This is a genomic window from Nocardia sp. NPDC006044, assembly GCF_042871115.1.
Taxonomy (GTDB): Bacteria; Actinomycetota; Actinomycetes; order Mycobacteriales; family Mycobacteriaceae; genus Nocardia.
This window is the reverse complement of record NZ_JBIAID010000001.1, coordinates 2703506-2727075: the sequence shown is the minus strand read 5'-3', so window position 1 is coordinate 2727075 and position 23570 is coordinate 2703506. Positions and strand designations below refer to the sequence as shown.

Genomic DNA, 23570 nt, shown 5'->3' with positions numbered 1-23570 from the left:
TCTCCTCGGTCAACGTAGAAACAGACCACCACCCACCCCCTGCCACCGAACAGTGCCGAACGTCCCGTCCCCGAGGGACGTTCCGACCTTTGTGTACGGCCCAGCCTCGCTGGCGACTACCCCTACCTACGTACACGCCGAGGACGACATGCGTTTCCCCGCCGCGGGTTTCGTCCGAGCACGAGCCGAACTCGGCCTCGGGGCGCCGCCCGAACGCGGCCTTCGATCGCCGAGACAGCTGACGAGCGGCGCACAGGTAGTCGTCATCAGTTCCATGACCGCGCGCTCCGCCGCCGATCACGGCACGCGCGCTTCGACCTCGGGCACGTCCGGTGATCTACGAATCTTTCTCCGGAAGAACACCTTCAGACGCACGGTCACCCTCGATCGCCTGGCCGGGGAGGTGACCTTCGGGCGGGCGTGTTTCGAGTCCAATGCGTCGTTCGAGCAGATCGAGTTCGGTGATGTCAGCTTCGAACCGCTGCCGATCGAGCGGATGAGCGCTGTTCGCGCCAGGGTCGGCGCGCGGTCGATGTGCCAGTTGCCTGCGGGGTGGGGTGGGCAACGCCTGGATGATCACTGGGTTGGGCTGATGCCGAATGTTTGAATCGCAATTGGCGAGTTGATCGGTGCCGAGCACCGTTTCTATCCCCCTTCTACTGTATACACGATTCCGGGTCCTCATGAGACATCGGATTGTGGTCCATAATCGCTCGCGATATGCCGAAACCACCAGGTGAGGAGTAGCGGGATGGCCTATGTGCTCGGCTTCGGGGAGATCGATCGGACGCAGGTCGCGATCGTGGGCGGTAAGGGGGCGAACCTCGGGGAGCTGTCGCGGGTGGATGGGGTGGACGTGCCCGCGGGGTTTTGTGTGACGACGGAGGCGTTCGCGCGGGTCGTCGGGCCGGCGATCGAGGATCGGCTGGCGGAGTTGTCGCGGCTGGAGCCCGAGGATCGGGCGGCGATCGGTGCGCTCAGCGCGCAGATCCGGCAGACGATCGAGGGACTGCCCATTCCCGGCGATGTCGCGGCCGAGATCGTCGGCGCGCACGCCCGGCTGGGTGCGGACGGCGCCTACGCGGTTCGGTCCAGTGCGACCGCGGAGGATCTGCCGACCGCGTCGTTCGCGGGCCAGCAGGACAGCTATCTGAACGTCGTCGGACCGTCGGCGATCCTGGACCACATCAGCCGCTGCTGGGGCTCGTTGTTCACCGAGCGGGCCGCGACCTACCGTCTACGAAACGGATTCGGCGACAAGCAGGTTCAGATGGCGGTGGTCGTGCAGCGGATGGTGTTCTCGCGCGCCGCGGGGATTCTGGTCACCGCTGACCCGGTCACCTCCGACCGGACGGTGGTGTCCATCGACGCCGGCTTCGGCCTCGGCGAGGCGCTGGTTTCCGGACTGGTGAACGCCGACGTCTACCAGGTGCGCGACGGCGACATCATCGGAAGGACGATCGCGACAAAGAAACTCGCCGTCGGGCCGGCCCCGGACGGCGGAACCGAGGTGCGGGAGATCGCCGGGGAACGCCGCGACGAGCCGGTCCTCACCGATGCCGAGGTGCTCCGGCTCGCACAGCTCGGCCGCCACATCGAGGCCCACTTCGGCAGCCCGCAGGACATCGAGTGGTGCCTCGACGGCGACGACATCCGCATCGTGCAGAGCAGGCCCATCACCACGCTGTTCCCGATTCCCGTCGCCGCCGACACGGAGAACCACGTCTACGTGTCGGTCGGCCATCAGCAGATGATGACCGACGCGATGAAGCCGCTGGGCATCTCGCTGTGGCAGATGACGAGTCGCGCGCCCATGCGGGACGCGGGCGGCCGGTTGTTCGTGGATGTCACCAGGGCGCTGTCGTCGCCGAAAACCAGCGCCGGGGTGGCCGCGGCGCTCGGCAAGTCCGATCCCCTCATGGGCGACGCGCTGCAGACCGTGATCGATCGCGGCTTCGTTCGTCAAGTGCCGGAACCGGATTCCGACGCCACACCCCCGCCTGCGCCTGCGCCTGCGCCGATCGAGACCGATCCGGGCATCGTCACCGAATTGATCGCGGCCAGCGAGGCCTCCTACGCCGCCTTGACCCGTGACATCCAGGCCGTGTCCGGACCGGACGTGCTCGACTTCATCAAGTCCGACATCCCGGAGTTGCAGCGAGTCCTGTTCACCCCGTTGGGTTTACAGGTGATCAACGCCGCGATGGACGCCTCGTTCTGGCTCAACGATCAGCTACAGGAATGGCTCGGCGAGAAGAACGCCGCCGACGCCCTCACCCAATCGGTCCCCGGCAACGTGACCTCGGAGATGGGCCTGGCCCTGCTGGACGTCGCCGACGTGATCCGCCCGCATCCGGAGGTCGTGGCCTACCTGCGAAAGATCGAGCAGACCGGGGACGACCACTTCTTGGCCGAACTCACCGAATACGAAGGCGGTCAAGAGGTCCGGATCGCGATCGAGGACTTCCTGGACAAGTACGGCATGCGCTGCGCCGGCGAGATCGACATCACCAGGCCACGCTGGACCGAAAGGCCCGCCACCCTCGTGCCGACCATCCTCGGCAATATCAAGAACTTCGGGCCCGGCGCGGGCAGGCAACTTTTCGAGGACGGCCTGCGCGAGGCCGAGCGGGCGAAACTCGATGTCCTGCAACGCTTGCGCGCCTTGCCCGACGGTGAGCGGAAGGCCGAGGAGACCGAGCGGATGATCGATCGCGTCCGCACGTTCTCCGGGTATCGGGAGTACCCGAAGTACCGCATGGTCAGCCGCTACTTCGTCTACAAGCAGGCGCTGCTGCGGGAGGCCGAAAGCCTGGTGGCGGCAGGCGTTCTCGGCGAACCCGAGGACATCTTCTACCTGAGATTCGACGAACTCGCCGAGGTGGTCCGAACGCGAAGCGCGAGTGCGGAACTCATCGACGAGCGCAAGGCGGCGTTCCGCACGTATCAAACACTCACCGCGCCACGCGTGCTCACCTCCGACGGCGAGACCCTCACCGGAGCGTATCGCCGCGAAGACCTGCCCGCGGGCGCGCTGCCCGGAATGGCGGTGTCCGCCGGGACGATCGAGGGCCGCGCCCGCGTGGTATCCGATATCGCGCAGGCCGACCTCGACGCGGACGACATCCTGGTCACCGCCTACACCGATCCGAGCTGGACCCCGCTGTTCGTCGCGATCAAGGGCCTGGTCACCGAGGTCGGCGGCCTGATGACGCACGGCGCGGTGATCGCCCGCGAGTACGGGCTGCCCGCGGTCGTCGGCGTCGAACATGCCACCGAGTTGATCCGCGACGGGCAGCGCATCCGGGTGCACGGCACGGACGGATACGTCGAGCTCCTGCCGGAGTGAGAGGTCAAGACAGGTCGGCGTATTCGTCGGCGCCGAAGCCGAGCCGGATGTCGTGGTCGACCTGGTTTCCGGTGATGGTTACCTGGCCGGTCACCAGCGGGTACCCGCGCGCGACGACGGTGTACTCACCCTCGGGCAGGTCGGCGACGGTGTAGCGGCCGTCCTCGTCGGTGTGGGTGGTGCCGACGGGTGTCCCGGACCAGTCGACCACGGTGATCCGGGCGTTGTGCACCGGCCTGCCGTCGGCCCGCACCGTGCCCCACAGCATCGCCATCGGCGCCAGCTCGACGTCGAACCGGAAGCGGCCGCCGTCCGGGACCGTCAATGTCGTTGCGGTAGGACGCATTCGGGCGGCGACCGCGACCAGCGTGTAGGTTCCGGCCAGCACGCCCTTGCAGGCGTAGGCGCCGTCCGGCGAGGTCACGGCGGCGCCCACCACCTCGCCGCGCAGGTCGGTCACGGTGACCGAGGCGCCGCCGACCGGCTCGCGGGCGGCCGTGCGCACCACGCCGAACAGCTCGCCGGAGCCGTCCAGCGTGACGTCGACGTGTTGCGCGCCGTCCACGGCGAGGACCTGCACCGCGGCCGGCTGGTGACCGGTCGCCGAGACGATCAGGACGTAGTTGCCCGGCGCGGGCGGCTCGATGACGTAACTGCCGCCGCGGTCGCCGGTGGCACGCGAAACCTGATGTCCCCGTTGGTCGATCAGGGTGAGGACCGCGTCGGGCACCGGCTGGCCGTTGTCCCGGCAGACGCGGCCACCGATCGTCCGGCCGCTCGGCACGGCGACCGCCGACCCGGCCGGTATCTCCGGTCGCGGCCCATTGCCGTTCATCGCGGTGCGGACCGGATCCGGTTCGGCGGCAACCGGTTCGGGCTGCCGCAGCGCGCGCAGTCGTGTGCCCTCGACATCGATGTCCGGCAGCATCCGGTCGAGCCACCTCGGCATCCACCAGGCCCTCTTGCCCATGATCGCCAGCAGTGCCGGGACCAGCACCATGCGCACCACGAAGGCGTCGATGGCGACGCCGCAGGCCAGCGCGAAACCCATGGACTTGGCGGTGACGTCCTGTTCGAGCAGGAAGGAACCGAACACCGAGATCATGATGACCGCCGCCGAGGTGACCACCCGGGCGCCGTGGTGATAGCCGGAGATCATCGCGTCGGTCGGCGACTTGCCGTGCACGTATTCCTCGCGCATCCGGGTCACCAGGAACACCTGGTAGTCCATGGCGAGCCCGAAGACCAAGCCGATCAACATGATCGGCAGGAAGCTGACGATCGGCTGCGGGTCGGCGATCAGCCCGAAGCTGCCCTCCTGAAAGATCAGCACGGTCGCGCCGAAGGTCGCCGCCATCGACAGCAGGAAGCCGAGCGCCGCGGTGAACGGGACCAGGATGGACCGGAACACCAGGATCAGCAGGATGAACGCGGCACCGGCCACGATCGCCAGATACGGCACGATCTTGCCGAGCAGGACGTGGTCCATATCCGCGTAGATGGCGGTGGTGCCGGTGATGCCGTACTCGATGCCATAGCGCTCGGTCAGTTCGGCTTCGGCGGCGCGGGCGTCGCGCACCAGGTCCTTGGTGGCCTGGTTGTTCGGCCCCGATCTCGGGACGCCGTTGAGCATGACGCCGAGCTTGTTCGTGCTGAATTGCGGTGTGGTGACGTAATCCATCTCCGGGAACGCGGCGAGCCGGTCGCGCAGCGCGGTGACCGCCGCGTCCCGCTCGCCCTCCGGCACGCGCTCCAGGTCGGCGGCCACGGTCAGGATGCCGTTGCGGCCTTCGCCGAAGCCCGCGGTCCGGATGTCGTAGGCCTGCCGGACCGTGGATTCGGTCGGGAAGCTGTCCTCGCCGGGCAGGCCCAGTTGCAGGTTCAGCGCCGGAGTCGCCAGCGCGGCAAGGGCGGCCACGGCCAGCGCCAGCGCGAGCCACGGTCGCTTGCCGATCAGCCGGGCCACCCGCATGCCGTTGGTGACGGAGGTGTCGTCTTCCGGGTCGTGCCGGGCGACCAGCGGCAGCTTCGGCGTGAACAGGAAGCGGCCGAACGCGCCGAGCAGCGCGGGCATCAGGGTGATCGCGGTGATCACCGCGAACATCGCGGCTACCGCGCCGCCCAAACCCATGAACGTCAGGAAGTTCACGCCGACGATGCTCAGCGCGCTCAGCGCGACAATGACGGTGAGACCCGCGAACACCACCGCGGATCCGGCGGTGCCGACCGAAATGCCCGCGGCCTCTTCGGGACTCGCCGCCACCCGCAGTTCGTGTTTGTAGCGGGAGACGATGAACAGCGCGTAGTCGATGGACAGCGCGATGCCGATCATCGACGCCAGGAACGTGGTGAAGCTCGGCACCTCGATGATCGAGGTGCTCAGCGAGATCACCATCATCGCCGCGCCCAGGCCGACAACAGCGGTGATGATCGGCACGAACGCCGCCACGATGGCGCCGAAGGCGATCACCATGACCACCAGCGCCACACTCATGCCGATCAGCTCGGCGTGACCGCTCGGCTGCTCCTGCTTCTGCTCGATCGCGCCGCCGACCTCGACGGTCAAACCCTGCGCGCGGGCCGGCGCGGCCACGTCGTAGGCGGCGTGGCGCTCCGCGTCCGTGATGTCCATCGCCGAGGCGATGTCGAACGGGACCGACAGCACGGCGACGGTCGCCGGGGCGTCCTTGCTCAGCACATTGAGCGGCGCGCCAGAGCATTTCGACGGGTCGGCGGCGGTGAGGCAGCCCATCGCCTTGGTCAGCTCGACCGGGTTCTTCAGTGCCGCGGCCTCTTTTTCCGAGACGAGCTTGCGCTTGCCGTCCTCGACGGTGAGCGTCTTCAGGTCGGCGATCAGCGCGTCGATGGCATCGCTGTTGCGCTTGTCGGTCAGCTTCGTGCCGTCGGGCGCTTTGATCACGTACGCGCCGCTGACCGCATCGATACCGAACTGATCGGACATGCCGGGGAACTGCTTGTCCAGGATCTGGGTGGCGCGTTCCGACGGCAGCGACGGCATGCTGAACTCGTTGCTCATCGGCTTGCCGAGCAGGCTGCCCGCGGTGCCGAGCAGACCGAGGAAGACGAGCCACAGCGGCAGCACGATCCACTTGCGGCGGAACGCGAATTTGCCCCAGCGATAGAGGAATACGGACACGACTAGGTTCTCCTGGAGTCAACCGGACAGTGCTGAGTTCAGGGCCCGTACAGCACCTTCGCGGCCCACCTTGCCTGCGAACAACTCCCCCGGACGGCCGCCATCTACCTACCGCACGGTAGGGATCGAAGAGCAAGCTAAGACCGTAAACGGAGGATCAACCTCTGGTTTCGAGACACTACCGCACGCCGGATCGGCGCCGTTGCCGGGCCGAAGATAATGCGTATACCGTTGCGGGACACGGTGCATAGGATCGCCTGATGGCAACACGGCTGGTTCAGGTCAACATCAAGGCCCGGGATGACGTGGCGCTCGGCCGATTCTGGGCCGACGCGCTCGGCTGGGGTACTTCCAGCGAAGGACCCGGCGTGACCAACGTCGAACCCGCGGGCCTCACCTGGCCGGACCCCACCGCGCTCTACATCGATGTGGTCGCCGTCCCGGACCCCGAAACCGTGCGGTACCGGGTGCACCTGGATCTCGCCACTACCTCTGCGGCGCACCAGGCGGAATTGGTCGCGCACCTCCGGGAACTCGGCGCGACGCCGGCCGACGTGGGTCAGGGTGACGTGCCGTGGACGGTGCTGGCCGATCCGGAGGGCAATGTGTTCTGCGTGCTGGAGCCACGCCCGGTCTACGCGGACACCGGACCTATCGCCGCCGTGGTGGTCGACTGCGCGGATCCGCGCGCCATGGCGCGGTTCTGGGGTTCGGCGACGGACTGGACCGTGCACGAAGTAGACGATGATCACGCCACCTTGCGTTCGGCCAAGGACGTCGGCCCCTACCTGGAATTCCTCCGCACACCCGACCTGAGGTCGATCCGCACCCGCGTCCACCTCGATCTCCTGCCCTACGCCGGCGACGACGCCGCCGCGGAGGTGGCTCGGCTGAAAACCCTGGGCGCCAAGGAAACCGACATCGGTCAGGGCGACGTGCCGTGGACAGTCCTGGCCGATCCGGAGGGCAATGAGTTCTGCGTTCTCGCGCCCGGACGCTGAGCGGGGAGTTTCCTATGGAGCCTACGGCCGCGCAGCGGGCAGCGCTGAGCATGATCTGCGATACGTTCGTTCCGGGTGACGGTGCGACGTTGCCGCCGGCGAGCGAACTCGGCGCGGTCGACACCGTGTTCCGGCTGCTGGCGCGCAGTCCGCGGGAGGCCGATCGCAAGCAACTGGCGATGCTGCTGGGGTGGTGGGATTCCCGGCTGACCGGAGTGCTGCTCGGGGCGGGCCCGCGCCGGTTCTCCACGCTGTCGCAGCCGGAGCGAGAGCGGGCACTGCTGCGGCTCGGCGATTCGCGGGCAGCGCCGGCGCGGGCGATCTTCCAGGCACTCAAACAGGCGGCGCTGCTGGCCTACAACGTGACTCCGGGTCCGACCGGCACCAATCCGTTGTGGAAGGAGATCGGCTACCCCGGGCCTGCCGGGCCACTCGGCACCGCCCCGCAGCCGGCCCTCACGCCGATCCGGTACACCGAGAACACCACGCTCACCTGCGATGTCGTGATCGTCGGATCGGGTGCGGGCGGCGGCACCGCGGCGGCCGTGCTGGCCGAGGCCGGGCTCGACGTGCTCGTGCTCGAGCGCGGAAACTATTACGACGACCGGGATTTCGGCGCGGGCGAACTCGCCGCACTGGAACAGCTCTACGCGCCCGGCGCCAGCTCGTCCGAAGGGCAGATCACCCTGGTCGCCGGCACCTGCCTGGGCGGCGGCACCGTGGTCAACTGGAGCACCTCCCTGCCCACCCTCGATTCCGTTCGCGCGGAATGGGCCGAACTCGGCGCGACGCAGTTCGCCGAGGACGAGTTCGGCGACGCGCTCGAAGCGGTGCGCCGCCGGCTCGCGGTCACCGATACCCGCTCCCCGCTGTCGGCCCGCGACGCGGTCCTGGAGCGCGGGGCGCGGGCGCTCGGCTGGGACGTGAGCGCCTTGCCGCGCAACGTAACCGAGGCCTGCGACGCCGGAATCGACTGCGGCTCCTGTGGTTACGGCTGCCGGTCCGGGGCCAAACAGTCCGTCACCAAGACGTGGCTGGCCGACGCCGCCGCGGCCGGCGCCCGGCTGGTGGTCGACGCGAACGTCCGCGGCATCCAGGTGAAAAATGGCCGCGCCGAGAGCATTACGGCGATCACCGGGTCCGGCGCGCGGATCGAGGTGCGCGCCCGCGCCGTCGTCGTCGCCGCGGGCGCGGTGCAGACACCGGCGCTGTTGCGTCGCTCCGGTTTGCGCAACGAGAACATCGGCCGCCATCTGCGCCTGCATCCGGCGGCCGCGGTGTTCGGCGTCTTCGACGAGGAGGTGCGCGGCTGGGAGGGCGCGCTACAGGGACGCATCTCCCGCCGGCACGCGAACCTCGACGGCAACGGCTACGGCGTCATCTACGAAACGGGTCCGGTGCATCCGGGCCTTGCCCTCGGCTTCATGGGCTGGCGCGGCGCGGACGCCCACCGGCGCACCCTGCTCGACTTCGCACACACGACTCCGATCGGTGTCATCACCCGCGACCGCGATTCGGGCACCGTCACCATCGACAAAACCGGCGAGCCGGTTGTCGCCTACCGCCTCTCCGACTACGACGCCGCTCATCTGCACACCGGAATCGAGGGTGCCGCAAGCATTCTCGAAGCGGCGGGCGCCCGGCGCATCTTCTCCGGCCATCAGGCCGGCGTGGACTACGAACCCGGTCGCCGCGGCACGCACGCCGACTTCGCCGCGGCCTGCCGCGCCGCGGGCTACGCACCCGGCCGATGCGCGATGGGCGCCCTGCACATCATGGGCTCGGCCCGCATGGGCGGTTCTGCGCAACTCTCGGCCACCAACCCCGACGGCGCCACCTGGGAGGTCGCGAACATCATTGTCGCCGACGGCTCCTGCTTCCCCACCGCGTCCGGCGTCAACCCGATGGTCTCCATCGAGGCGATCGCCTACATGAACGCGAAACGGCTGGCGGCACAGCCGACCTAGGCGACCGACCAGGCAGACCGGGAGAGGAACGATTGGCCGTGACGGGCGACGAGGATCTAGAGCCCACCTCACCACCCGGCCGGTGGCAGCCGACGATCGACGCGCTTGCCGCCGGCCTCGCCGCCTACCTCGGCGAGCAGGTAATCGTCGTCGACCCGGGTGAAATGGAGGACGGGTTCTCCTGTCTCATCCGCGGCGCTGAGCCGAGGAGTCCCTTCTTCCAGGTGGCGTGGAACGGAATACTCGGCATGGAACACCGGCACGGACAGCCGTCCATCAGCGTGACGCTGTTCCTGTACAGCCGAGGCCGCCGCCTGCGGCTCGACAACCAGTCCGGCAGTTTTCTGGAGATCGTCTACGACGGCGCCCTCGACGGCGCGGGGACCTGGCGCGCGCTGGGCTGGTTGCCGGACGACCTGGGCGAGTTCGAGGCCCACGACCGCTGCGGCGAGTGACCGACCGTATCGCCGCTAGCGGAAGTACGGGTAGTCCTGGACCCAGTGGAATCCGCGGTTGCGCAAGGTGAAGCTGTTCGGATCCACGCGTTGGAGGGTGATAGTGACCGGGTGGTCGTTCAGTTTCCCGCGGAGCAGCAGCTGGTTCGGGGTGGGGCGTTCGGTGGACAGCGTCGCGAATGGTGTTCGGCCTCCGGTGTTTTCGCCGTCGGTCAGCTCCAGTTGCCCGTTGGGCAGGAAGTCGGCGCGCGCCGGTACCAGTTCGCCGTTCATCCGTTGATAGGTAGCCACCTGCGGGTCGTCGAAAACCAGCCGTTGCCAACGATTCCGGTCGGTGGTCAGCGGTGGCACGGACTGTCCGTCGAGGGTGAACTCGCGCACGTCCCAGATTCCGTACAGCTCGGACTTGGGACTGGCGGGGCCGTACTGGTCTTGCCAGACCACCCAGCGGTCGTACCCGCAACCCAGCGCGACCCAAAGACCCAGCGCCACTTGAATCCACAGTGCGATGCGGTTCCTCCGCCGGTCGGCGAACAGCGCGGGCTGGGTCAGCGGCGCGCACCCACGTTGCCGCACGAACACATCGGTCAGTCGCCGCAGGTACGGGGCGAGCAGGACCACGCTGATCAGCAGCAGGTGCGAGGCGAGCACCTTTTCCGGGATATCGAACGTCAGGTTCGTCAGCAGGACCTGCGCCATGCTCGCCAGGCTCACCGCGGCGCCCAGCACCGCGGTCCGCGGCAGGAACAGCAGCAACCCGGCGACGACTTCCACTGCGCCGAGCGCCATTTCGTACGGATAGGAACTGCCGATCTGCAACCACAGCACCGACGCCGGGCTCAGATCCCCATACGGCTCCAGCAACTGCGCCAGCGTCGGGCCCGGCATCTGGGTGGGAATCAGCTTGGCGAATCCGAACGACAGCATCATTCCGCCCAGGCACAGCCGCAGGAACAGCAGGAACCAAGCCAGCAGGCGCGGATGCGCGGTACGGCGGTCGAAGGCCGTCCACACCGCGGTGGCGATCACCGCGACAACCAGGAGGCAGAGCACCAGCACCCAGACGGCAGCCTGGTCGCCGGCCCCGGAGTCGTCGTGCTGCACCGCGTCGACCCCGAAGAACGTTCTGCCCACCCAACCGGTGACGGGGTCCGTCAGGGACATGTCCCACGGGCTGACGTATTTGCGTACCCAGCGGCCGAGGAGACCGAGCAGCGCGAACGGGATGTAGGTCAGGAGCAGGCACCACAAGCCCAGATAAACGAAGCAGAAGCGGAACGCGCTCTGCGCCAGCGGATTCCACGACTCACGAGTCGTGACTTCTGCGGCGACCGGCGTATCGGTGATCACTGCTGCATCCTCGGGTCCTCGGTGGGGTCGGCATACCGGGCGGGGCAGCCACGATCGCCGGCCTCGGGACGCAGTTCGTAGTGCCAGGGTTCGTTGGCATAGATCTGGCACAGCCCGTACGCGGCGCCGTGCCTGGACAACCACGCCGCGGCCGCGCTGGGACCGATGTCGACCGCCTCCCCCGACACGTGCGCGGACGTGTTCGGCGTGGCGACCCAGCGGGCGGCCGCCCGCTCCGAGCCGTATTTCGACACCGCCGCGCGCAACAGTTGCCGCTGGTACTCCGGGGAACGCCAGCCACTGTTGACGACGAACTCGAGCCCGTCGTCCGCGGCATCGGTCGCCGCCCGCCGCAGGGCGGCGAGCAAATCGGGATCGAGGTTCACCACCGACGGGACCTCGTCGTCGAAGACCGTCACGCCGGACGGGACCGCACCATCGTCGACCAGCGGAGGGGGCTCGTCCTCGAACCGCGCGACCCACGAGGACAAGAGTGGCGATGACTGGTAGACAAGGACACCGGCGAGCGTCGCACCGGCAACTACGACGGCCGCGAGGACACTCGACCGATGGCGGCGAGCCGGGATTTCATTGTGCTTCATACCCTCAGTGAAGGCACCGCGGCGTTGCCGTCCCGTATGCGATTTTCGATACGCCGACGATAGGTCCCGGCTGGGAGAATCGAGACCCTTATGCGTGTGCTGATCGTCGAGGACGAACCCTATCTGGCCGAGGCCATCCGCGATGGCCTGCGCTTGGACGCGATCGCAGCCGACATCGCCGGTGACGGCGACACCGCCCTGGAATTGTTGCGCATCAACGCCTATGACATCGCCGTGCTCGACCGGGACATCCCCGGACCGTCCGGCGACGAGGTCGCCGAACACATCGTCGCCTCCGGCAGCGGCATGCCGATCCTGATGCTCACCGCCGCCGACCGGTTCGACGACAAGGCGAGCGGGTTCGGGCTCGGCGCCGACGACTACCTCACAAAGCCCTTCGACCTGCGTGAACTGGTGCTCCGGCTCCGGGCGCTCGACCGAAGGCGCGCCAACAACCGGCCGCCGGTGCGGGAGATCGCCGGCCTGCGGGTGGATCCGTTCCGCCGCGAGGTCTATCGCGACGGCCGCTACGTCGCGCTCACCCGCAAGCAGTTCGCCGTGCTCGAGGTCCTCGTCGCGGCCGAAGGCGGGGTGATCAGCGCCGAGGATCTGCTGGAGCGAGCGTGGGACGAGAACGCCGATCCGTTCACCAATGCCGTGCGCATCACCGTGTCGGCACTGCGCAAACGGCTCGGCGAGCCCTGGATCATCGCGACCGTGCCCGGCGCCGGGTACCGCATCGACACCGGACGTGCCGGGGCGAACGATGGATAGGGCGCCCGGCTTCAGCGTCCGGCTCAAACTCACCCTCAGCTACGCCGGCTTCATCACGCTGGTCGGGGGCTTGCTGTCGATCGCCGTGTGCGTCTTCTACCTGTGGTATCTGCCCGACGGCTGGATCAACACCAGCGACAACTTCTGGATCAACCGGTCCGTCCTGCTGCGCGCCTTCGCGCCGTTCGTCGCCACCGTCGTGGCTTTTCTGCTGGTGATCGGGCTGATCGGAGGGTGGCTGCTGGCCGGCTGGATGCTCGCCCCGCTGACCAGGATCACCGCTGCGGCCCGGCTGGCGGCGAACGGCTCACTGTCGCACCGGATCCGGCTCCCCGGCCGCAGCGACGAGTTCCGCGAACTCGCGGATGTTTTCGACACCATGCTCACCCGGCTGGAGGCGCACGTCACCGAGCAGCGGCGATTCGCCGCCAACGCCTCGCACGAACTGCGCACTCCGCTGGCGATCACCCAGACCCTGCTCGACGTGGCCCGCAACGATCCGGACCACGATCCGGGAGAACTCGCCGCCCGCCTGCACGCGGTCAACACCCGGGCGATCGACCTCACCGAGGCGTTGCTTCTGCTCAGCCGCGCCGACCGACGGGCGTTCACGCCCGAACACGTCGACCTGTCCCTCATCGCCGAAGAAGCCACCGAAACCCTGCTCCCCCTTGCGGAACGGCACGGCGTCACGCTCGAGACCTCCGGCGACATCACCCGCACCCTCGGCTCACACGCCCTGCTGTCGCAGCTGACCATGAATCTCGTGCACAACGCGATCGTGCACAACCTGCCGGAGCGGGGCATCGCGTGGGTCACGACGAGTGCGTCCCCGGAGGCGGTGGTGCTCACGGTCGAGAACACCGGCGACCCGCTCGCCCCGCAGGTGGTTTCCACGCTGGTCGAGCCGTTTCAGCGGGGCACCGAACGCGTACGTACCGACCACGCGGGTGTCGGGCTCGGTTTGGCCATCGTGGACAGCATCACGCGTGCGCACGCCGGCACCCTCACCCTCACTCCCCGTCCCTACGGTGGGCTCCGGGTCACGGTGTGGCTACCGGCACAGCGAATCCCGCTGAGCGGGCTGGCATGATCACCGTGTGAACTTACGTTTCGGTATTCAGTTGGCGCCGACCGTGACCGAGCTGCCGCAGTTGCGGGCGATGGCCGAGGTCGCGGACCGGGAGGGCCTGGATCTGCTCGGCATCCAGGATCATCCGTACTCGGGCGGACTGGCCGATACGTTCGCGGTGATCGCCACCGTGCTGGCCGAAACCGAACGGCTGCGGGTGTTTCCGGATGTGGCCAGCCTCCCGTTGCGCGGGCCCGCGATGCTCGGCAAACAGGCCGCGACCCTGGATCTGCTCAGCGGCGGCCGATTCGAACTCGCCTTGGGCGCGGGCGCGTTCTGGCCGGCGATCGGCGCCATGGGCGGCCCGGTGCGGTCGAATCCCGAAGCGCTGCAGGCGCTGGAGGAAGCCACCGAGATCATCCGCGCCATGTGGCTGCCCGGGACGAAGGCGAAAGTCCATGGGACGCACTACACCGTGCACGGCGTGCAGTCCGGTCCGGCACCCGCGCATCCGGTCGGAATCTGGTTCGGCAGTGTCGGTCCCAAGGCCAACGCCCTCACCGGCCGCATCGCCGACGGCTGGGCCGCTCCTATCCCGCACTATCTGCCCTACGAGAAATGGCAAGCGACACAAGCCATCATCTCCGCCGCCGCGGCCGACGCCGGGCGCGACCCGGCCGGCATCACCCGGATGGCGCAACTCGTGGGAACGATCACCGACGCCCCAGGCCCGGTCACCCTGCGCGGCGAGGCACCGATTCGCACCGACGCCGCGGGCTGGGCCGCCATCCTCGCCGACCTGGCCAACGAGACCGGCTTCGACACCTTCACCTACTGGCCCGAATCCGCCGACGACACCCAGCTCCGCCGCTGGATCGGCGACGTCGTCCCCGCCACCCGAACCCTGTGCGCGTGACGGTCATTCGAGGTGGAGCGAGACTGCGTCAGGCGACCTGCCAAGCGGCCTCGATCATTTCGAAGATCTCGTCCACCGCGCGGTCCGGGTCGGGGGACTCACGAGCCAGCGCGTAGGCGTCGATGACGAAGGTGGCGATCGCCCGGCAGGACGCCGTGGCCGGGGATTGGTCGCGGTCGGCGGCGATCGCGGCGGCCAGTGAGTCGGCGTAACGCAGGCGCATCGACTGCTCGTACTGGCGCAGGGCGGGGGAAGTGTTGATCATGCGCCAGAGGGGGGCGGCCTCAGCCGAGGCGCAGTGCCGCACGATGGCGTGGATTTCGCGGCGCAGTGCGGGGATGAGCGGCTCACCGGATGCGCGGCCGGTGACCGCTTCGGTGAGGCGCCGGTCGAAGTTCTCTTCTTGTTCGAAGACCAAGGCCTCTTTCGAGGCGAAATGGGAGAAGAGCGTGGTGACGGCCACATCCGCCTCGGCGGCCACGTCCCGGATGCCCACCGCGTCGTAGCCGCGTTCCAGGAACAGCCGCAGGGCGGTGTCGGCGATCTTCTGACGGGTCGCGGCCTTCTTTCGCTCGCGACGTCCCACGGTCGGCGCTGTCATGAGGTGATGCTATCAGGTATCAATCAATATCTGATCCAATAAGCTATCCGTTGCAAAACACTAACGGTTAGCGTTATGTTCGAGACATGAAAGCAGTGCGCTTCGCCGAGTACGGCGGCCCCGATGTTCTGGAACTGGTAGACGTGGCCGAGCCCCATCCGGGCCCTGGCCAAATACGCATCGCCGTGCGCGCGGCGGGAGTGAATCCACATGATTGGCGGGTGCGGGAGGGTCAGTTCCAGCGGATCAACCCGATCACCCTGCCCGCGGGCGTCGGACAGGACGCGGCCGGCGTGGTCGATGAGGTCGGCCTCGGAGTCGGCGGCATCGCGGTCGGCGACCAGGTGTTCGGCCGCGGTTCGAGCACCTACGCCGAGTTCGCCGTCCTCGCCTCCTGGACTCGCCTGCCCGACGGGTTGACCTTCGCCGAAGCGGCCGGGTACCCCTCGGTGGTCGAGACCGCACTGCGGATCATCCGGCTGGTCGGCGTGCAACCCGGACAGACGCTGCTGGTCAGCGGCGCGGCCGGCGGAGTCGGGTCCGCGGTGCTGCAGATCGCCCGCGACCGGGGCATCGCGGTGATCGGCACCGCCGGTGCGGCGAATCAGGATTACGTGCGCAGTCTCGGCGCCCGCGCCACCACCTACGGCCCAGGCTGGGTCGAGCGGGTCCGCGAGCTCGGCCGGGTGGACGCCGCGCTCGACCTCAACGGCGCCGGCGTGATTCGCGGCCTCCTCGACCTGACCGGCGACCCGGACAGGGTGATCACCATCGCCGACCTCGAGGCCCCGATGCTCGGCATCCGATTCGCCGGCGTCGGCGGCAACATGCCCGCGGCGCTCGCCGAGGCCGTCGACCTCATCACCCGGGAGAAGCTGCACATCCCGGTCGCCCGGTCCTACACGCTCACTGAAGCGGCCGCGGCCCACGCGGACAGCCAGGCCGGACACACCCGCGGGCGCCGGGTGCTGCTCGTCTGAGCCGAAATACGCAGTCGCGCAGATGGTTCGGCGCGACAACCCGATTCACGATCGACTTCCCCAGGAGATCCACCATGTACTCACCTCGCATCGACGCGGATATCCAGATGACCACCAGGGACGGCGTCACCCTCACCGGCGACCTCTACCGGCCCGCCGACGACGGCCGCTGGCCGGTCCTGCTGCACCGAACCCCGTACGACCGCAAAGACTCCTACCGCGTGTCCGGGATCGTCGCCGACCCGCTGTGGCTCGCCCGCCAGGGGTTCGCGGTCCTCGTCCAGGACACCCGCGGCCGGTTCGACTCCGGCGGCGAGTTCGATTTCATCATCCAGGAATACAACGATTCCTCCGACGCGATCGACTGGGCCGCAACGCAATCCTGGAGCGACGGCAACGTCGGCATCTACGGCTCGTCCTATCTCGGCATGGCCGTGCTGCAAGCCGTCGCCGCCCGCAATCCACGGCTCAAGGCCGCCGTCGCCATGGTCGCCACCGCCGACATGCACCACACCGCCCGCCCGGGCGGCCTGTTCGAGCTCGGCTTCCTCACCACCTACGGGCTCGTCCTGTGTCGCGAGGGACTCGACCACACGTCGCTGAATCCCGTTGAACAGGAACATGTTCGAAAGCTGCTCGGCGAGGCCTTCGCCGATCCGCGCGCCACCGTGAGCCGCCTGCCGCTGACCGGCATCAGCCCGCTCGACGACGAACGGGTCGCGCCGTTCTGGACCGACTGGCTGCGCTCGCCCCACGACCCGTTCTGGGACCGGCCCACCCTGCTCACCGAGCCCGAACGCGTGACCATTCCGTTCTTGCAGGTCACCGGCTATCAGGACTTCACCAGTCCCACCCAGTTCCGCCTCGCCACCCGGCTGGCCGGCAACGACAACGCCCGGCTCGTCGCCGGGCCGTGGAACCACTTCGGCGCGTACTCCCCGCCCGGACAGGTCGGCGCGCGCGTACTCGCCGGCGCCACCGCCGGCGTGCCCACCTGGAATCCGGTGCTCGCCGCCTTCTTCGACCGCCACCTGCGCGGCGGGGACGGCTCGGCCTACCCCACCGCCGACCGATACCTGTCCGGACCGGGCCGGGTCACCTACTTCGTCGGCGGCGCGGACACCTGGGCGCACGCGCCCGCCTGGCCGCCCGCGACGGCGGTCGAGGAATGGCCCCTCGGCTCCGGCGGCGACGCGCGCACCGCAACCGACGACGGGAAACTCATTTCCCCTGGCGCGGAACAGGATTCGGGAACCGCCGGCTCCGACACGTTCACCGCCGACCCGCACGACCCGTTCCCCACCCACGGCGGAGCGATCACGGTCGAAGGCGACCCCGCGGCGGTGCCGCAGGGCATCCAGGACCAGCGGGCCGTCGACGGGCGCGCCGACGTGCTCGTCTACACCAGCGAACCGCTGACCGAGGACGTGACCATCGCCGGACAACCGGAACTGATCGCCTTCCTCAGCAGCACCGCGCCGGACGCCGACGTATGCGTCACCCTGGTCGACGTCGAACCCGGCGGGTTCGCCCGCAACGTCGCCGACGGAGCCCAGCGCGCGCGGTACCGCAACGGCGGCGACACCGATTGGCTCGACGCCGGAGACCCCAGCCGCGTGACCGTCACCCTCAACGACGTCGCCCACCGATTCCGCCCCGGGCACCGGATCCGCGTGCAGATCGCCGGGTTCAGCTTCCCGCGCTACAGCCGAAACCTGCACACCCGTACCGTTCCCGAGTTCGGCACGCTCGACGAGGCCGTCACCGCGCGGCACACCGTGCACCACGGGCCGGCCACCCGGTCCGCCCTGCGCCTGCCCGTACTCGCCGAATGACCGCCGGCCACCACCAGAAGGAACCCCGCATGTCCGAAGTCGTCGTCATCGCCACCCTCCAGGCCAAACCGGAGCGCGGCGCCGAACTGCTCGCACTGCTCGCCGAGCTGGTCCCTCCGGTCTTGCGCGAGGAACCGGGGTTACAGCGTTATGCCTTCTACGTCGAACCGGGCGCGGATCCGCTGCGCGTCACGGTGATCGAGAAATACGCTGCCGACGCCGACCTGGAAGCACACAACAGCGGCGTCCTGGTCGACTATCTGCCCCGGCTGCTCGAGCTGGTCGATCCCGCGCCGCAGACGGTCGAACTGCGACCGGCTCAGCTGGCGGTCACGGTCAGCGAGACCGACGCCGCGCGGCTGACCATCTAGTCCCGCGCCGGACCGCGCAACCGACCCGCCGGTCGGCGGGACCACACCCTCCGATCGGCGGAACTGTGTCGCCGCCGAGGCGTTTTCGCGACTCGCGATGGAACTGTGGTGAGCGTCCAGGTAGGTCGACGCGGCATACCGTTGCGTGGAAACTCCCGCCGGCTCACGCCCGGTGGGACAGACAGGAGCCATCATGTCCGGCACGAACTCTCGCTCGACCGGCGTAGACCGACGTCGATTACTCCTCGGCGTGCTGCCGGCCGCCGCGTTGCTGGCCGCAGGCTGCGGTGATTCGACTGCCGACAACCCGAGCGGCGCAAAGCCACTCGCGCTCGTCTACAACGGCCCGCAGGGTTGTCCCGGCTGCGCGCCCGCGATCGCCGACGTGCTGCGGCAGGCGCCACAGCCGTTCGAGGTCAGATACGTAGGGCCCGGCACCGGGACGCCGCTGACCGCGGCCGCGCTGGCCGAGGCGCGACTGTATGTCCAGCCCGGCGGCGGCGCCGATCTCGACGGAACCTGGCGGACCCTGCGTGAGTCCGCCGAGCTGGTCCGCGGCTGGGTTCGCGACGGCGGCAGCTACCTCGGCCTGTGCTTCGGCGGCTACCTGGCCGGGCGCGACCCCGGTTTCGATCTGCTGCCCGGCGACACCAACGGGTACGCCGGCTCCCCCGGCGCCACGGTCCCCGACGATCGCGACACCGTGGTGGCGGTGAACTGGCAGGGCCGGCCACGGCACATGTACTTCCAGGACGGACCCGCCTTCTTCCTGGACGACGGCGCCGACGCCACCGTTCTCGCGACCTATTCCAACGGAATGGCCGCCGTGGTCGTCGCCCCGTACGGCAAGGGCCGGGTCGGAGTCAGCGGCCCCCACCCCGAGGCGGACGAATCCTGGTACGCGGACAAAGGATTGACCAACCCCGACGGCGTCCGCCTGGACCTCGCCTACGAATTGATAGAAGCGATTACCGCACGCCGGTAACCCCTGACCGTAGTTTCTGGGTATTGGTGCGCGACCCTGCGCCGCTTACGCTTACCACACGATTCGGCTCCGAATCCTTTCCTGCACAACAGGAGTCACACCATGAACCAATTCCTCAGTTCCGCCATGCCCAAAAATCGGGTAATCCGCCTTGCCGTCGCCACGGCGGCCGCGCTGGCCGGCTCGGCCATGCTCGCGGCACCGGCGATGGCCGCGCCCCCGGTGCTCACCGTCCAGGACAGCCAGCACCTCAACGCCGACGGCACGGTGGATGTCGTCGGCACCTACCGCTGCAACGGCGGTCCGAGCAGCATTCTGCTCGGCGACTCGGTACTGGACCAGCGAAGCTACAACACCTCCGCACCCTCGACCACCATCCCGGGCACCTGCGACGGCACCGCACACCCCTACACCATCCACTTCCCAGCCGGCACCTTCTTCTCCTTCGAGCCCGGCCCCGCCACCTTCACCACCATCTGGTCCTTCTACGACGCCGACGGCAACCCCACCCAAGCCGAACTCGCCAACACCCCGATCACCCTGCAGCGCTGACCATTCCGCAACTCCGCCCACTTCCCCCGCCGACACCCCACCCGAACCGCGCGCAGAGGTCAATCAGTCTGGGCCACAACAAGTTGCGCAAGAACGCGCTCAGGGTCACCGAGGTACACATAACCCTCCCGGTTCCCGAACATCCCCATCAACTCGGCCAAACTATCCCGCTCGGCCGAGCTGATGGCGATCCGCCGCTTCACCAAACTCGCACACAACCCATCAACCAGCTCCCCCCACTCCCCAACATCACTGTATGTCCGATACTGAGCAAGCGTTTCCGGCGCAAGCCGATCCGCCAGCTGCTCCAGCAGCCCCCGCGATCCCTCACTCAACCGCCGCATCCGATCGATCTGCTCCTGCGTCCTGACCGGCCGTTCACGCGCCCTACGACGCCGCTCACTCGGCTCCATGTCCTCTCCCTCACCATCGTTTAATTGAACGGGTTCCGCACCACACCGGGCCCGCTGACCGGATATCCAGTCCGGATGCTGCCATCGGAATTCACGATGACCTCGATCAGCACGCCATCACGGGTACCTGATACTTTCCAGCGCCCGTTGTCTTGGAGCACGGGCGTTTGATCCGGATTCCTGGCCACGTCGAGCACACTGTCAATGATGTGGTCGTCGGTCCATGTGTCAGTATCCGGGAACTCGGTCTTACCCGGCGCCCCGACACCTGGCGCGTGTCCTCCTCCGTCCTCGTCGCCGTCTCCGTCGAGGATGTGGATTCGCCGCCCCTGTGTGATCGAAATACCGTCCGGCACTGTCCCCTGAACCTTGCCCCATTCGGAACCGAGCGCCCCGTCGGCAACTTCGTCGACGAACACCTTCATCGCGATGATGGCACCGAGGTTGATTGCCTCCTTGGTCAGATCAACGTCCTTGAAGGCAGTGACCGCCGCAGCGGTCGCACCTGCTGCCGCCGCCCCGACACCGATGATGCGGACCAGTTTGCTGATGTCGTAGGTGCTCTTGAGCACGCGCGCAGTATTGCCAGCGATGGCCAAGACGCCGGCTCCGGCCGCGACGTTGCTGAGTGCGGCCGTGATCCAGGAAGCCGCGATGCCGATGACAACCGTTGCTCCGGCAGCGATCAGCGCGTTAGTTACCGCCTCTTTGAACTTGTCGCGGACCTCGGAGGTGGCACCGCTGTAATCGCCGACCGGCGCGGCCACACTCTGCGACGCCGCGGCGAGTTGGGTGGCGCCGCCATGCATGGTGGTGAGATGCCCGAGGAGGGGCTCGAGCCCCTTCCTGTCTTGGATATCGTTGAACAGGTTGCTGATCTCAGTTATGCGGCTGGCCGCACCGGTCACAGTGGCATGCTCGGCGAACGTCTTCCAGGTCGACGCGGCCTTGGCTAGCTTGTCCTTGTTGCCGTTGGGCAACTTGCTGCCGAACTCGTCCTGGACCTTTTCGATCAGTGCGTCGTAGAAGCCAGGGATGCTCCCGTTCCCCTCGGTGATTCCGTCGCCGTTCTTACCCACCGATGTCGGCAGCGACACCTTGTATTCCGACATTGCCGTGATGTTGGGCCGGTCCGGCAGGGGCTTGGATTTGTTGGCCAAAGCCCAGTTGTAGCCGGCGGCGTAGAGCATGTTGCCGAAATTCGTCAGCGCGTCGGCAAGGTTCGTGCAGGTCTGCAACGTCACCTGTGCCGCGCGATCGTATTCCTTACCCCAATTCTCACAACCCGCCGTGTCGCCGGCCATCCCCGCACAATCACCCTTGAGCGCATCGTGGACAGGTTTGTCGGCAGTTCGGAGGTCGGCGGCGAGGGCATGGCACCGCTTGCCGGCGTCATAGTAAGTTTCCCAATTAATGACCAGTACGCCCATGGTCTACCCCTGGTTGAACATGGTGAAGTTGGTGTCCTGGGCTTGTGTGTAACGGCCGTGCGCCGCCTTGGCCGCGTCGCTCATATCGCGGACACCTTCGACGAATTCTCTTGCGCCGGAGACCCATTGGGCATGAGCATCGGTGTAGGCCTGTGCGGCAACACCTTCCCACCCGGTGTTGGTGAGGGTCGCGACACGGTCATCGATTTCATCGAGATGTTCCGCGATGTATCCGGCGAGTCCGGACAGCTTCGCCACGACGTCGTCGAGGCGGTCCAGATCGACGGTGAATTCCGAGCTCACGACAGATCCAGACTAGAGGTGGTCAGCATGGCAGCGTTCCACTCGTCGCGAGCCTTGAATGTGTCGGCGGTGATGCCCAGCTTCTCCGCCATATCGGTCAACGCACTCATGATCTGCGTGCCGCCCTCGTGGACGTATTTGCCGACTTCTCTTACCTTCCCCGGCACTACCGACAGGCTCGAGCCGGAGACAGGTGTCCCCCCGTTCATGCCGCCGGACGCTACCGGACCGACAGCCGGGTGTCGAACCTGATCATGTGGTCGGGGGTAGCGAGGTGGCGAGAAGGGTTGTCGCTCGGGTCAATTCGGGGCATAGGTCGGCTGATGAGCGGTCGTCGGTGAGCGAGGCCTCGAAGGTGAGGGTTTGGCCGCCTTGGTCGGGGAGATTGGCTTCCTGGGGTATCTCGAAAACCAGGGCGCAGACGTCCGCGGAGATATCCCATTGCACCTGGACGGCGTGGTGGTCACCGATGGTTACCGGCTTCGGACGCACGTACGTGGTCCTGTTGTAGACCGACCATTCGAACGGGGCGACGTTCTGGGACACGCGGAGTCGATACCATCCACCGCGCCACATGCACATCGCGCTCTTTGTGTCGTAGTCGCCGCGGAATTGCGATTTCGGGTCGAGGCCAGCGGCGGACAGGCGGTCGTCCGGAATCTGGCACGGGTCCCAGACGAAGCTGGGATTCTCCGCGGTTTTGGACGTGCGGGTGCTTTTGGTCAGCGAGGGTTGGGTCAGCTTCGCCTGCGGGAGGGCCGACGGAACGTGCTGCGCAACGGCTCTCGCGATCGCTTCGGTTCCGGTGCGCAAATCCGCGCGCAGTTCCGGCGAGTCCACGACGGGAAAGGTCTCCGGAATTCCGGACCAGTCCTTACCCCAGGTCTCGACCGTCACGATCAGGTTGTTGATGCTGAACATCACGCTGATCCGTGGCGGATCGCCCTTCGCGGTTTTCTCCCAGGTGATCGCGTTTTCGCCGATACCGGCGATGGGTGTCGGTCGCGGGGCGTCCGACAGTGTCGATCCGGGAACGTAGTCCGGGAGATTCGGGCGTTTGTCGTTCACGCCGATGGGATACAGCGACAGGAAATACGAGACCGTAGCGTTTCGCCACATCGGCGTCCGGTACGGCTTGACCGGCTCGCGTTGTATCGAACTGCCGAATTTCATCGCACAGGTCAAACTCTGGCTGGTGTCCCCGATTTCACGATCGGCGTCCGGCGCCTTCGCGACGGCACTGTACGCCTCGCCGGCAAACGCCTTGATCGCCTGGTCGGCAGGTTTCAACGCGTCGGCGCAGCGAGCAGGCAGCTCCGAGAACCCTGCCCGGTACTGTTCTCCGGCGCTCGGCGAACAGCCGGTCACCCCGGCAACCAGAAGCAGTGCGAGCAATACCGACGCCGAACGACCATGCCGGACATCCATGAGCAGACCCCTCCCCGAGCGCTACCGCC

22 protein-coding genes are annotated in these 23570 nt (G+C 67.7%); 13 read left to right on the top strand and 9 right to left on the bottom strand.

The window, feature by feature from the left end:
* The first annotated feature begins 274 nt into the window (after nucleotides 1-274).
* Both ACFYO1_RS12645 and rph read left to right on the top strand, forming a co-directional pair.
* The gene (locus ACFYO1_RS12645; RefSeq protein WP_387229972.1) at nucleotides 275-607 is read left to right on the top strand and encodes a hypothetical protein; all 333 of its coding nucleotides are present in this window, start codon (nucleotides 275-277) and stop codon (nucleotides 605-607) included.
* Between the two features lie 144 nt (nucleotides 608-751).
* Nucleotides 752-3349 carry a rifamycin-inactivating phosphotransferase gene (gene rph / locus ACFYO1_RS12640; protein ID WP_387229970.1) on the top strand — a complete coding sequence of 866 codons (2598 nt, stop codon included), beginning with the start codon at nucleotides 752-754 and terminating at the stop codon, nucleotides 3347-3349.
* A gap of 4 nt (nucleotides 3350-3353) precedes the next feature.
* Here the strand turns inward: rph and ACFYO1_RS12635 are convergent, their stop codons facing one another.
* Complete coding sequence (locus ACFYO1_RS12635; RefSeq protein ID WP_387229968.1) at nucleotides 3354-6506, bottom strand: MMPL family transporter; 3153 nt, start codon at nucleotides 6504-6506, stop codon at nucleotides 3354-3356.
* Between the two features lie 260 nt (nucleotides 6507-6766).
* Between ACFYO1_RS12635 and ACFYO1_RS12630 the strand changes: the two genes are divergently transcribed.
* Genes ACFYO1_RS12630 through ACFYO1_RS12620 form a run of 3 tightly spaced genes read left to right on the top strand, consistent with a single transcriptional unit; the run spans nucleotide 6767 to nucleotide 9929 of the window.
* Nucleotides 6767-7507, top strand: coding sequence for a VOC family protein (locus tag ACFYO1_RS12630; protein WP_387229966.1), 741 nt, complete (start codon nucleotides 6767-6769; stop codon nucleotides 7505-7507).
* A gap of 14 nt (nucleotides 7508-7521) precedes the next feature.
* Nucleotides 7522-9474: an FAD-dependent oxidoreductase gene (locus ACFYO1_RS12625; protein WP_387229964.1), complete on the top strand. Its 1953-nt coding sequence runs from the start codon at nucleotides 7522-7524 to the stop codon at nucleotides 9472-9474.
* Between the two features lie 38 nt (nucleotides 9475-9512).
* Nucleotides 9513-9929 (top strand): hypothetical protein, encoded by a 417-nt coding sequence (locus tag ACFYO1_RS12620; protein ID WP_387229962.1) that lies wholly within the window; start codon nucleotides 9513-9515, stop codon nucleotides 9927-9929.
* A 15-nt stretch (nucleotides 9930-9944) separates the two neighbouring features.
* On the opposite strand, the gene ACFYO1_RS12615 is transcribed toward ACFYO1_RS12620, so the two are convergent.
* Both ACFYO1_RS12615 and ACFYO1_RS12610 read right to left on the bottom strand, forming a co-directional pair.
* A complete protein-coding gene (locus ACFYO1_RS12615) occupies nucleotides 9945-11276 on the bottom strand; it encodes a DoxX family protein (protein WP_387231852.1) in 1332 nt (443 codons plus the stop codon).
* Nucleotides 11276-11881 (bottom strand): M15 family metallopeptidase, encoded by a 606-nt coding sequence (locus tag ACFYO1_RS12610; RefSeq protein WP_387229960.1) that lies wholly within the window; start codon nucleotides 11879-11881, stop codon nucleotides 11276-11278. Before ACFYO1_RS12610 ends, ACFYO1_RS12615 begins: the two co-directional genes overlap by 1 nt.
* Nucleotides 11882-11971: 90 nt before the next feature.
* Here ACFYO1_RS12610 and ACFYO1_RS12605 point away from each other — a divergent pair, with 90 nt between their 5' ends.
* The 3 genes from ACFYO1_RS12605 to ACFYO1_RS12595 are packed head-to-tail and all read left to right on the top strand — an operon-like array spanning nucleotide 11972 to nucleotide 14643.
* Nucleotides 11972-12655, top strand: coding sequence for a response regulator transcription factor (locus ACFYO1_RS12605; RefSeq protein WP_387229958.1), 684 nt, complete (start codon nucleotides 11972-11974; stop codon nucleotides 12653-12655).
* Nucleotides 12648-13748, top strand: a complete 1101-nt coding sequence (locus tag ACFYO1_RS12600; protein WP_387229956.1) for a sensor histidine kinase — start codon at nucleotides 12648-12650, stop codon at nucleotides 13746-13748. The genes ACFYO1_RS12605 and ACFYO1_RS12600 overlap by 8 nt, the downstream gene beginning before the upstream one ends.
* A gap of 7 nt (nucleotides 13749-13755) precedes the next feature.
* Entirely contained in the window at nucleotides 13756-14643 is an 888-nt protein-coding gene (locus ACFYO1_RS12595; RefSeq protein WP_387229954.1) for an LLM class flavin-dependent oxidoreductase, read from the top strand.
* A 28-nt stretch (nucleotides 14644-14671) separates the two neighbouring features.
* On the opposite strand, the gene ACFYO1_RS12590 is transcribed toward ACFYO1_RS12595, so the two are convergent.
* On the bottom strand, nucleotides 14672-15244 hold the full coding sequence (locus ACFYO1_RS12590; protein WP_387229952.1) for a TetR/AcrR family transcriptional regulator: 573 nt from the start codon (nucleotides 15242-15244) through the stop codon (nucleotides 14672-14674).
* An 86-nt stretch (nucleotides 15245-15330) separates the two neighbouring features.
* Here ACFYO1_RS12590 and ACFYO1_RS12585 point away from each other — a divergent pair, with 86 nt between their 5' ends.
* The 5 genes from ACFYO1_RS12585 (at nucleotide 15331) to ACFYO1_RS12565 (ending at nucleotide 19967) form a co-directional block, all read left to right on the top strand.
* Nucleotides 15331-16224 carry an NADP-dependent oxidoreductase gene (locus ACFYO1_RS12585; protein ID WP_387229950.1) on the top strand — a complete coding sequence of 298 codons (894 nt, stop codon included), beginning with the start codon at nucleotides 15331-15333 and terminating at the stop codon, nucleotides 16222-16224.
* Nucleotides 16225-16298: 74 nt separating this feature from the next.
* The gene (locus tag ACFYO1_RS12580) at nucleotides 16299-18059 is read left to right on the top strand and encodes a CocE/NonD family hydrolase (RefSeq protein WP_387229948.1); all 1761 of its coding nucleotides are present in this window, start codon (nucleotides 16299-16301) and stop codon (nucleotides 18057-18059) included.
* Nucleotides 18060-18088: 29 nt separating this feature from the next.
* The gene (locus ACFYO1_RS12575) at nucleotides 18089-18430 is read left to right on the top strand and encodes a putative quinol monooxygenase (protein ID WP_387229946.1); all 342 of its coding nucleotides are present in this window, start codon (nucleotides 18089-18091) and stop codon (nucleotides 18428-18430) included.
* A gap of 193 nt (nucleotides 18431-18623) precedes the next feature.
* The gene (locus ACFYO1_RS12570) at nucleotides 18624-19415 is read left to right on the top strand and encodes a BPL-N domain-containing protein (protein ID WP_387229944.1); all 792 of its coding nucleotides are present in this window, start codon (nucleotides 18624-18626) and stop codon (nucleotides 19413-19415) included.
* A gap of 102 nt (nucleotides 19416-19517) precedes the next feature.
* Nucleotides 19518-19967 (top strand): DUF6299 family protein, encoded by a 450-nt coding sequence (locus ACFYO1_RS12565; protein WP_387229942.1) that lies wholly within the window; start codon nucleotides 19518-19520, stop codon nucleotides 19965-19967.
* Between the two features lie 59 nt (nucleotides 19968-20026).
* Here ACFYO1_RS12565 and ACFYO1_RS12560 read toward each other — a convergent pair whose 3' ends face one another.
* From ACFYO1_RS12560 to ACFYO1_RS12540, 5 genes are read right to left on the bottom strand one after another with little or no spacing between them, the layout of a single operon-like run.
* Entirely contained in the window at nucleotides 20027-20380 is a 354-nt protein-coding gene (locus ACFYO1_RS12560) for a hypothetical protein (RefSeq protein ID WP_387229940.1), read from the bottom strand.
* A gap of 20 nt (nucleotides 20381-20400) precedes the next feature.
* On the bottom strand, nucleotides 20401-21810 hold the full coding sequence (locus ACFYO1_RS12555; RefSeq protein ID WP_387229938.1) for an EndoU domain-containing protein: 1410 nt from the start codon (nucleotides 21808-21810) through the stop codon (nucleotides 20401-20403).
* 3 nt (nucleotides 21811-21813) lie between these two features.
* Nucleotides 21814-22113 (bottom strand): WXG100 family type VII secretion target, encoded by a 300-nt coding sequence (locus ACFYO1_RS12550; protein ID WP_387229936.1) that lies wholly within the window; start codon nucleotides 22111-22113, stop codon nucleotides 21814-21816.
* Entirely contained in the window at nucleotides 22110-22322 is a 213-nt protein-coding gene (locus ACFYO1_RS12545) for a hypothetical protein (protein ID WP_387229934.1), read from the bottom strand. Before ACFYO1_RS12545 ends, ACFYO1_RS12550 begins: the two co-directional genes overlap by 4 nt.
* Before the next feature lie 43 nt (nucleotides 22323-22365).
* A complete protein-coding gene (locus tag ACFYO1_RS12540; RefSeq protein ID WP_387229932.1) occupies nucleotides 22366-23541 on the bottom strand; it encodes a DUF3558 family protein in 1176 nt (391 codons plus the stop codon).
* Between the last annotated feature and the right edge of the window lie 29 nt (nucleotides 23542-23570).